The sequence below is a fragment of the Salmonella sp. 741265116_PST genome (assembly GCF_046567715.1).
Classification (GTDB): Bacteria; Pseudomonadota; Gammaproteobacteria; order Enterobacterales; family Enterobacteriaceae; genus Salmonella; species Salmonella enterica.
This window is the reverse complement of sequence record NZ_JBKFPH010000004.1, coordinates 220,111-228,934: the sequence shown is the minus strand read 5'-3', so window position 1 is coordinate 228,934 and position 8,824 is coordinate 220,111. Positions and strand designations below refer to the sequence as shown.

Genomic DNA, 8,824 nt, shown 5'->3' with positions numbered 1-8,824 from the left:
AGACCCTGGAAGTACCCAAAAGCGGATAAAAAAGCCAGTCAGTTGCTTAACTGACTGGCATTACGCCTTTGGGCGCCATTTTTTTTGCCTGTACTTGCGCCGCCATCCGGCGATGGTGCGGCGCACTGCCTGATGGCGCTACGCTTATCAGGCCTACAAGGTTGCGAACATTTCAGCGCCAATCCACGGGTTACAACTGCGAGGTCACCGGGCGAAAGCACTTCTCGCGCATCAGGATCTTCATCCCATTCGGGCCACTCTCCAGCATCCTGCGTTCGGAATCGGACACTTGCAACTCGCACTGATAGCCGCCAGTGATGCCAAACATCGCCCGCGCTACGCAAATATCTTCCAGCGCGTCCAGCCCGCTCGTTTCAAAATGCCCCACGATACGTCCCTGCTGGCGAACCACCAGCCGATAACTCTTCATCGCGCCTCCCCTGCCGGCGGCAGAATTAACTCATCACAGCCACACTGCTGTGTCCAGGTCATCACCTCCAGCACGCGCTGCGCCGCATCTTTTGCCGCGGTCGTCAGTTTTTTTCCCTGCACAATACCGCTGACCAGCTCGGCGCAGAAGAGATCTCCCGTCCCTTTTAATTCCGTCGCCACCCGCGGATGGACAAAGACCTCCACGACCTGCGCAGTAACGACCGCAACCGTTATGGTCTCCAGAGATTCGCCCGGCGCGCTGGTGATAACCACCCATTTCAGCGTATCGGAAAGCAGCGATTGCGCCGCCGCCACCGCCTCTTCCAGCGTGCGGCACGGTTTACCACTCAGCATCTCCAGCTCAAATACGTTCGGCGTTAGCCCCTGCGCCTGCGGCAACAAATGTGTGCGATAAGCCTGCGGAATTTCCGCCTGCACATACATTCCACTGTCGGTATCGCCAATGACCGGATCGACAAGAATACACACCTCCGGATGCGAAGCCCGGATCGCCATTAGCCACTTCGAAAGCAAGACAATTTGGTCTGCGCTGCCCATGTAACCGGTGGTAATCGCTTTTAATTCACGTAGCGCATCGCGCTCATTCAACGCCGTAAGGTAGCCTGCAAACCACTCGGCGGGAATAATGCCGCCATAAAACGTTTTATAGTGCGGCGTATTGCTGAATAGCACCGTCGGGACCGCCGTCACGCGTAGTCCCTGCGCTTTAATGGCCGGAACAGCGATGCTGTTGCCTACGCTGCCGTACACGACCTGTGACTGGACGGCGACGATATCGGTCTGTAACGCCCGATGGTTGTCGTTGAAGAGCACTGACTGAATATCACTCTCTTGTCCCATAAAATTTTCCTCTCGCTGGACAGCAGGCTACCGCCTCATTATCATTGTCATATGCTAAAATTCATTTTGTCATAGGTCAATAATGATCGACGGAAAAACCGCTAACGAAATTTTTGACAGTATCCGTCAACACATTATCGCCGGCACGTTACGGGCGGAGGATTCGCTCCCGCCGGTACGGGAGCTGGCAAGCGAATTAAAGGTGAACCGCAATACCGTCGCAGCGGCGTATAAACGGCTGATAACGGCGGGACTGGCGCAAAGTTTAGGCCGCAATGGAACGGTGATTAAAGGCAGTCCGTCTCCCGTAGCGCTGGAAGGCGGCGATCCGCATACGCCTCTGCACGACCTTTCCGGCGGCAATCCCGATCCGCAGCGTTTGCCTGACCTCAGCCGTTATTTTGCCCGTCTCAGCCGCACGCCGCATCTCTACGGCGATGCGCCCGTTTCCCCTGAACTACACGCCTGGGCGGCGCGCTGGCTACGGGATGCCACCCCTGTCGCAGGCGAAATTGATATCACCAGCGGAGCTATCGACGCCATTGAAAGACTGCTTTGCGCGCATCTGCTGCCGGGCGACAGCGTCGCGGTGGAAGATCCCTGTTTTTTAAGCAGTATCAATATGCTGCGCTATGCCGGTTTTAGCGCCAGCCCGGTCAGTGTGGATAGCGAAGGAATGCAGCCTGAAAAGCTGGAACAGGCGCTAAACCAGGGCGCGCGGGCAGTGATCTTAACGCCGCGCACACACAACCCTACCGGCTGTAGCCTGAGCGCTCGCCGCGCCGCTGCGCTGCAAAATATGCTGGCGCGTTACCCTCAGGTACTGGTCATTATCGACGATCACTTCGCTCTACTTTCTTCGTCGCCCTGGCAGCCGGTTATTGCGCAGACAACGCAACACTGGGCGGTGATACGCTCCGTTTCCAAAGCCCTCGGCCCCGATTTACGTCTTGCTATTGTCGCCAGCGACAGCGCGACCTCGGCAAAACTTCGGCTGCGGCTAAATGCCGGTAGTCAGTGGGTCAGCCATCTGTTACAGGATCTGGTCTACGCCTGCCTGACCGACCCTGAGTATCAGCACAGGCTGGCGCAAACGCGGCTGTTTTACGCCGCCCGGCAACAAAAACTGGCCCGCGCCCTACAGCAATATGGCATCGCCATTTCTCCCGGCGACGGCGTGAATGCCTGGCTCCCACTGGACACCCATAGCCAGGCTACCGCGTTTACGCTGGCAAAATCCGGCTGGCTGGTACGTGAAGGAGAAGCCTTTGGCGTAAGCGCGCCGTCTCACGGTCTACGTATCACGCTGTCGACATTAAATGACAGCGAGATCAACACGCTGGCGGCTGATATCCATCAGGCGCTAAATCGCTAACAGGAGAAAATAACGTGCGAGTTCATTTTGTTGTCCATGAGTCGTTTGAATCCGCTGGCGCTTATCTGAAATGGGCTGAAGATCGCGGTTATACCATTTCATGGTCGCGCGTCTATGCCGGAGAAGCGCTACCGCCCAATGCCGATGAGTTCGATATGCTCGTGGTATTTGGCGGTCCGCAGTCGCCGCGCACCACCCGCGAAGAGTGCCCATACTTTGACTCTCGCGCCGAACAGCACTTAATTAATCAGGCGATTACGGCCCGGCGAATGGTTATCGGCATTTGTCTTGGTTCACAGCTCATTGGCGAGGCGCTGGGCGCCGCTGTGTGCCAAAGTCCGGAAAAAGAGATTGGTCACTACCCTATTACGCTCACTGAAGCCGGTCTGCGGCATCCGCTTATCACCCACTTTGGCTCCCCGTTAACCGTCGGCCACTGGCACAACGATATGCCAGGACTCACCGATCAGGCGACCGTGCTGGCCGAAAGTGCCGGCTGTCCACGTCAGATAGTGCAGTACGGTAATTTTGTCTACGGCTTCCAGTGTCATATGGAATTTACCGTCGAGGCGGTTGAAGGATTAATCCAACATTCGCAGCAGGAGCTGGCCGACGCGCAAGGGATGCGTTTTATCCGCTCGGTCGCCGAGATGCGCGCATGGAATTATCAGCAGATGAATGAAAAGCTGTGGCGTTTTCTGGATGAACTCACGCTGGCGCACTCACAGAAATAACCACACCAGGAGTGCAACTTATTACCCGGCTAACGGTCTGAGGTGCAGTGATTATCGCATGAAAAAGGATTTTACCATGAAGAAAATTGTCTGCGCCGTCGTTGCGCTCCTGCTGACCCTACCCGCCTGGGCGAAGCTAAACGCCCACGAAGAAGCGCGCATTAACGCCATGCTGAATGCGCTGGCGCAGAAAAAGGATCTGACCTTCGTTCGTAACGGTGATGCGCATAACTGCGAGGAAGCCGTATCGCACCTGCGCTTAAAACTGGGTAACACACGCAATCGTATCGACACCGCCGAACAGTTTATCGATAAAGTCGCGTCGTCGTCGTCCATCACCGGAAAGCCCTATATCGTAAAAATTCCCGGTAAAAGCGATGAAAACGCGCAGCCTTATTTACATGCGCTTATTGCGGAAACGGATAAAACGCTATAACACACGGGTGCCATACGACGATGGCACCTCGTTTAAATCCCCGCCCCCTGGCTGAAATGCTCTTCACCAAACACGCCGGTAGACAAGTAACGGTCGCCGCGATCGCAGATGATCGCCACCACTATCGCACCGGGCGTGGCTCGTGCGACGCGTAACGCACCCGCTACCGCGCCGCCAGAGCTGACGCCGCAGAAAATCCCTTCACGAACGGCCAGTTCACGCATGGTGTTTTCGGCATCATTCTGATGAATATCCAGCACCTGGTCCACCAGGCTGGCGTTGAAAATCCCTGGCATATATTCCGCAGGCCAGCGGCGAATGCCCGGAATACTGCTGCCCTCTTCCGGTTGCAGGCCAACGATAGTGACCGGCTTTTCCTGCTCGCGCAGAAAACGCGACACGCCGGTAATGGTGCCGGTCGTGCCCATGCTGGAGACAAAATGCGTTACCCGCCCCTGCGTTTGCCGCCAGATTTCCGGGCCGGTGGTCGTGTAGTGGGCGTAGGGATTATCAGGATTATTAAACTGATCGAGCAGTTTACCCTCGCCTCGTTCAGACATAGCGAGCGCTAAATCGCGCGCCCCTTCCATTCCCTGCTCTTTAGTGACCAGTATCAGTTCCGCGCCATAGGCCCGCATTGCCGCCCGACGCTCCTGGCTCATGTTGTCTGGCATCAACAGCTTCATGCGATAACCTTTCAGCGCGGCGATCATCGCCAGCGCAATGCCAGTGTTGCCGCTGGTCGCTTCAATCAGGACATCGCCCGGTTTAATTTCCCCGCGCTTTTCCGCCTCGACAATCATCGATAGCGCCGCGCGATCTTTCACCGATCCTGCTGGATTATTGCCTTCCAGCTTGACCCAGATTTCACTGCCGTTATCCGGCGCCAGACGTTGTAATTTGACCAGTGGCGTATTGCCGATGGTTTGTTCTAATGTATTCACGTTTTCAGCTCAATAAAAATGCCGGGTGGCGCTGTGCTTACCCGGCCTACAAAATCACGATATACGCTGTAGGCCCGGTAAGCGAAGCGCCACCGGGCGATAACTATGCAAATTAACCTATCAGGCAGACTCCGCAAGAGCAAGCGCCTCATGGGGCTCAATACGCTGGTCGCCATGATAGAGACGTGCGTTCTGTAAGCCGACAAACAAACGCTCGCCGCGCTGCGGGACGTCGTCACCCGCCATCACCACCGTCAGCGGATCGTGATACCACCCCAGCGGCTGCACCACTAGCTGTGTATAGTGACCTTTCGGGCTGGCCTCAATGACCTGTACTGGTAGCGGAGAATCCAGGCTGGTGCGGCGGCTAATATCCACCTCCCACGGACGCAGGAACAGATCGACCGGCCCCTGGTACGCGGGCGTATAACCCAGCGGCCAGCGATGCGCGCCAACGTGAAACTGCCCGCCGCGGACGGTGCCTGTCAGGCGGTTCACCTCGCCCATAAACTCCAGTACGAAGCGGGTTGCCGGTTCACGCCACACCCGATCCGGCGCATCAGCCTGTTCGATATTGCCCTGACTCATCACCACCACCCGATCCGCCACTTCCGTCGCTTCTTCCTGATCGTGGGTGACAAAGACGCTGGTGAATTTCAGTTCTTCATGTAGCTGGCGCAACCAGCGACGTAACTCTTTACGTACCTGGGCATCCAGCGCGCCAAAGGGTTCATCCAGCAGTAGAATTTGCGGTTCTACGGCAAGCGCGCGCGCCAGCGCCACGCGCTGTTTTTGTCCGCCGGAAAGCTGGGCGGGGAAGCGATCCGCGAGGTGCGCCAGTTGCACCATCTCCAGCAATTGCGTCACTTTCGTTTTAATCGCCGCCGCAGTTGGGCGGTCGCGTCGCGGCAGCACCGTCAGGCCAAAAGCGATGTTGTCAAACACCGTCATATGGCGAAACAGCGCATAGTGCTGAAACACAAAACCGACTTTACGCTCACGCGCGTGCAGGCGGCTAACGTCCGTACCGTGGAAACGAATATGACCGCTGGACTGATGTTCCAGCCCGGCAATAATGCGCAGCAGCGTCGTTTTGCCGGAACCAGACGGCCCCAACAAGGCAACCATCTGGCCGGAAGGAATATCCAGCGAGATATCATTCAGTACCTGAGTACGACCAAACGATTTCTTAATTCTGGCGATCTCAATGCTCATGATTTTCCTCCTGTTGCGCGCGTTTTTCCTGATTCTCCAGACGCCATTGCAACATGCTCTTCAAAAACAGGGTAATAATCGCCATTAGCGTCAACAATGCGGCGGCGGTAAAGGAGCCGACGGTGTTGTAGTCCTGCTCCAGTAATTCAATCTGTAACGGTAGCGATAACGTTTCGCCGCGAATCGAGCCGGACACCACCGACACCGCGCCAAACTCGCCAATCGCGCGGGCGTTGGTTAACACCACGCCGTAGAGTAGCGCCCAGCGAATATTCGGCAACGTCACGCGACGAAACATTTGCCAACCGGATGCGCCCAGTAAAATCGCCGCCTCATCTTCCTGACTGCCCTGGCTGAGCATCACTGGCACCAGTTCGCGCACCACAAACGGACAGGTGACAAAAATAGTAACCAGTACCATCCCCGGCCAGGAGAACATCATTTGCAAATTATGCTCATCCAGCCAGCCGCCCAACGGGCCGTTGGAGCCATAAAACAGCAGATAAACCAGACCGGCCACCACCGGCGAGACGGCGAAGGGAATATCCAGCAGAGTCAGCAGTAGCTGACGTCCGGGGAAGTTAAAGCGCGTCACCAGCCACGCCAGCAGAATGCCGAACACCAGATTCACCGGCACTGCGATCAAGGCAATCAACACCGTCAGCCAGATGGCGTGCAGCATGTCCGGATCGGCCAGATTTTGCAGTACCGGCATTAACCCTTTGCTGAACGCCTGCACGAAGATGTAAATCATCGGCACCAGCAGGATAAACGCCGAAACCAGCATCCCGACGCCAATCAGAAACCATTTTCCCCAGTTAATACGGGGGACGTTGTATCGCTTCAATTGAGCAACGATCGCCATTAATGACCTACCACACGTCGACCAAAGCGACTTTGCAAAGTATTGATAGAGAACAGCAGTAGCAAGGATGCCGCAAGGATCACCGAGGCAATGGCGCTGGCGGCGGGGTAATCAAACTCCTGCAAACGCACAAAAATCATCAGCGAGGTCACTTCTGTTTTCCAGGCGATATTTCCGGCGATAAAAATCACCGCGCCAAACTCGCCCAGGCTACGGGTAAAAGAGAGTGCCACGCCGGCAATCAGCGCAGGCGACAGCTCAGGCAGCACGACTTTGCGAAAACTTTGCAGGCGGGTGGCCCCCAGCGTTTGTGCCGCTTCTTCATATTCCGGCCCCAGCTCTTCCAGTACCGGCTGGACGGTGCGCACCACAAATGGAATGCTGGTAAAGGCCATCGCCACCGCAATACCGAGCCAGGTATAGGTCACTTTGATATCAAACTGCGCGAGAAACTGACCGTAGAAACCGTTCACTGAGAACAGCGAGGCCAGCGTTAATCCCGCTACCGCTGTCGGCAGCGCAAATGGCAGATCCATCAGCGCATCCAGCAACGTGCGCCCTGGAAAACGGTAGCGGGTTAAAATCCACGCCATCAGCAGGCCAAACACGCCGTTAAAAATCGATGCCACAAATGCCGCCAGTAGCGTCACTTTATAAGCAGCCACCACCTGTGGGTTGGTCACGACATCCCAGTATTGCGACCAGCTCATCTGTGAGAGCTGCATCACCAGCGCGCTCAACGGCAACAGTAGGATCAGGCAGACAAACAGCAAACTGGTGCCGAGGCTTAACGTAAAGCCGGGCAGCACGCGTCGGGAAGAAACGGCAAGCATTACTTACGCCCCGCCGCCAACAGTTTGTCCAGCTCGCCGCCGCTGGCAAAGTGCGTTTTCATCACCTCAGGCCACGTGCCAAATTTTTCTTCCACGCGGAACAGTTCGGTCTGCGGGAATTTATCTGCTTGCTTGCCCATGATTTCCGGGTTATTCACGCGGTAGTAGTAATGGGTGATGATGGTCTGCGCCTGCGGGCTATACAGCCAGTTCAGGTAAGCTTTGGCGGCTTTTTCTGTGCCGTTGGCCTGCACGTTTTTATCTACCCAGGCGACCGGGAATTCAGCAAGAATGTTCGTTTTCGGGATCACCACTTCAAATCCCTGGGCTTCATATTGTTTGCGGATGTTGTTCACTTCCGATTCAAAACTAATCAGCACATCGCCCAGACCACGCTCGGCAAAGGTAGTCGTAGCGCCGCGACCGCCGGTATCAAACACTTCGACGTTTTTCAGGAACTGGGTCATAAACTGTTCGGTTTTGGCTTTATCGCCGCCGTCCGCGTTATCCGCCGCGCCCCATGCCGCCAGATACGTGTAACGGGCGTTGCCAGAGGTTTTCGGGTTAGGGAAAATCAGCTTCACGTCGGAACGTACAAGATCGCTCCAGTCGTGAATATTTTTGGGGTTCCCCTTGCGCACCAGGAAGCCCATCGTGGAATAGAATGGCGAACTGTTGTTCGGCAGACGGCTTTGCCAGTCGGCAGGGATCAGTTTGCCTTTATCATGAAGAATCTGTACGTCGGTCACCTGATTGTAGGTGACGACGTCTGCCTTCAGTCCCTGCAAAATCGCCAGCGCCTGTTTTGATGACCCGGCATGAGACTGCTTAATCGTCAGCTTATCGCCGCCGTTATCCTTCGCCCATTGTTGCTCAAACGGCGGGTTAAGGGCGGCAAACAGCTCGCGGGAGACATCGTATGAGCTGTTAAGCAGCTCCGTTGCCTGCGCCTGCCCTGCCAGTAACAGCATTGCTGCCAGCGTCAGGGGTCTCTTTTTCAGTAAGTTAACGGCCATTGCGCACCCTTATAAATTTAATGACTTTCTTATGGTCATCATATTTATAACCAGCGCTAAAGGAGTAACGGTTTTATATACCGTTTGATGATTTGAAAGTTGAAAAGGGAATA

At 55.7% G+C, this 8,824-nt stretch carries 10 protein-coding genes; 3 read left to right on the top strand and 7 right to left on the bottom strand.

All coding sequences use genetic code 11. The features are described from left to right. Positions 1 to 190 precede the first annotated feature (190 nt). A complete protein-coding gene (locus ACLD11_RS05100) occupies positions 191 to 430 on the bottom strand; it encodes a hypothetical protein (RefSeq protein WP_000844543.1) in 240 nt (79 codons plus the stop codon). Continuing rightward, the gene (gene pdxK, locus ACLD11_RS05095) at positions 427 to 1,293 is read right to left on the bottom strand and encodes a pyridoxine/pyridoxal/pyridoxamine kinase (protein WP_411014624.1); all 867 of its coding nucleotides are present in this window, start codon (positions 1,291 to 1,293) and stop codon (positions 427 to 429) included. Before pdxK ends, ACLD11_RS05100 begins: the two co-directional genes overlap by 4 nt. Positions 1,294 to 1,375: 82 nt before the next feature. Here pdxK and ptsJ point away from each other — a divergent pair, with 82 nt between their 5' ends. From ptsJ to ACLD11_RS05080, 3 genes are read left to right on the top strand one after another with little or no spacing between them, the layout of a single operon-like run. Continuing rightward, positions 1,376 to 2,668, top strand: coding sequence for a transcriptional regulator PtsJ (gene ptsJ, locus ACLD11_RS05090; RefSeq protein ID WP_411014623.1), 1,293 nt, complete (start codon positions 1,376 to 1,378; stop codon positions 2,666 to 2,668). Between the two features lie 14 nt (positions 2,669 to 2,682). After that, complete coding sequence (locus ACLD11_RS05085; protein ID WP_411014622.1) at positions 2,683 to 3,402, top strand: type 1 glutamine amidotransferase; 720 nt, start codon at positions 2,683 to 2,685, stop codon at positions 3,400 to 3,402. 58 nt (positions 3,403 to 3,460) lie between these two features. After that, positions 3,461 to 3,838: a YfeK family protein gene (locus ACLD11_RS05080; protein WP_000710731.1), complete on the top strand. Its 378-nt coding sequence runs from the start codon at positions 3,461 to 3,463 to the stop codon at positions 3,836 to 3,838. A gap of 32 nt (positions 3,839 to 3,870) precedes the next feature. Here the strand turns inward: ACLD11_RS05080 and cysM are convergent, their stop codons facing one another. From cysM to cysP, 5 genes are all read right to left on the bottom strand, one after another. Next, positions 3,871 to 4,782 carry a cysteine synthase CysM gene (gene cysM, locus ACLD11_RS05075; protein ID WP_023223676.1) on the bottom strand — a complete coding sequence of 304 codons (912 nt, stop codon included), beginning with the start codon at positions 4,780 to 4,782 and terminating at the stop codon, positions 3,871 to 3,873. Between the two features lie 120 nt (positions 4,783 to 4,902). Then, positions 4,903 to 5,997 (bottom strand): sulfate/thiosulfate ABC transporter ATP-binding protein CysA, encoded by a 1,095-nt coding sequence (cysA, locus tag ACLD11_RS05070; RefSeq protein WP_000021072.1) that lies wholly within the window; start codon positions 5,995 to 5,997, stop codon positions 4,903 to 4,905. Then, positions 5,987 to 6,862: a sulfate/thiosulfate ABC transporter permease CysW gene (gene cysW, locus ACLD11_RS05065; RefSeq protein ID WP_150363424.1), complete on the bottom strand. Its 876-nt coding sequence runs from the start codon at positions 6,860 to 6,862 to the stop codon at positions 5,987 to 5,989. The genes cysA and cysW overlap by 11 nt, the downstream gene beginning before the upstream one ends. Next, on the bottom strand, positions 6,862 to 7,695 hold the full coding sequence (gene cysT, locus ACLD11_RS05060; RefSeq protein ID WP_000881746.1) for a sulfate/thiosulfate ABC transporter permease CysT: 834 nt from the start codon (positions 7,693 to 7,695) through the stop codon (positions 6,862 to 6,864). Before cysT ends, cysW begins: the two co-directional genes overlap by 1 nt. Then, the gene (cysP, locus tag ACLD11_RS05055) at positions 7,695 to 8,711 is read right to left on the bottom strand and encodes a thiosulfate/sulfate ABC transporter substrate-binding protein CysP (protein ID WP_061379859.1); all 1,017 of its coding nucleotides are present in this window, start codon (positions 8,709 to 8,711) and stop codon (positions 7,695 to 7,697) included. Before cysP ends, cysT begins: the two co-directional genes overlap by 1 nt. Positions 8,712 to 8,824: the final 113 nt, after the last annotated feature.

Excerpts from the sequence above, each read along its gene's own strand:
- ACLD11_RS05100 (WP_000844543.1), bottom strand. The coding sequence starts at position 430 with ATGAAGAGTTATCGGCTGGTGGTTCGCCAGCAGGGACGTATCGTGGGG.
- pdxK (WP_411014624.1), bottom strand. The coding sequence starts at position 1,293 with ATGGGACAAGAGAGTGATATTCAGTCAGTGCTCTTCAACGACAACCAT.
- ptsJ (WP_411014623.1), top strand. The coding sequence starts at position 1,376 with ATGATCGACGGAAAAACCGCTAACGAAATTTTTGACAGTATCCGTCAA.
- ACLD11_RS05080 (WP_000710731.1), top strand. The coding sequence starts at position 3,461 with ATGAAAAAGGATTTTACCATGAAGAAAATTGTCTGCGCCGTCGTTGCG.
- cysA (WP_000021072.1), bottom strand. The coding sequence starts at position 5,997 with ATGAGCATTGAGATCGCCAGAATTAAGAAATCGTTTGGTCGTACTCAG.
- cysW (WP_150363424.1), bottom strand. The coding sequence starts at position 6,862 with ATGGCGATCGTTGCTCAATTGAAGCGATACAACGTCCCCCGTATTAAC.
- cysT (WP_000881746.1), bottom strand. The coding sequence starts at position 7,695 with ATGCTTGCCGTTTCTTCCCGACGCGTGCTGCCCGGCTTTACGTTAAGC.
- cysP (WP_061379859.1), bottom strand. The coding sequence starts at position 8,711 with ATGGCCGTTAACTTACTGAAAAAGAGACCCCTGACGCTGGCAGCAATG.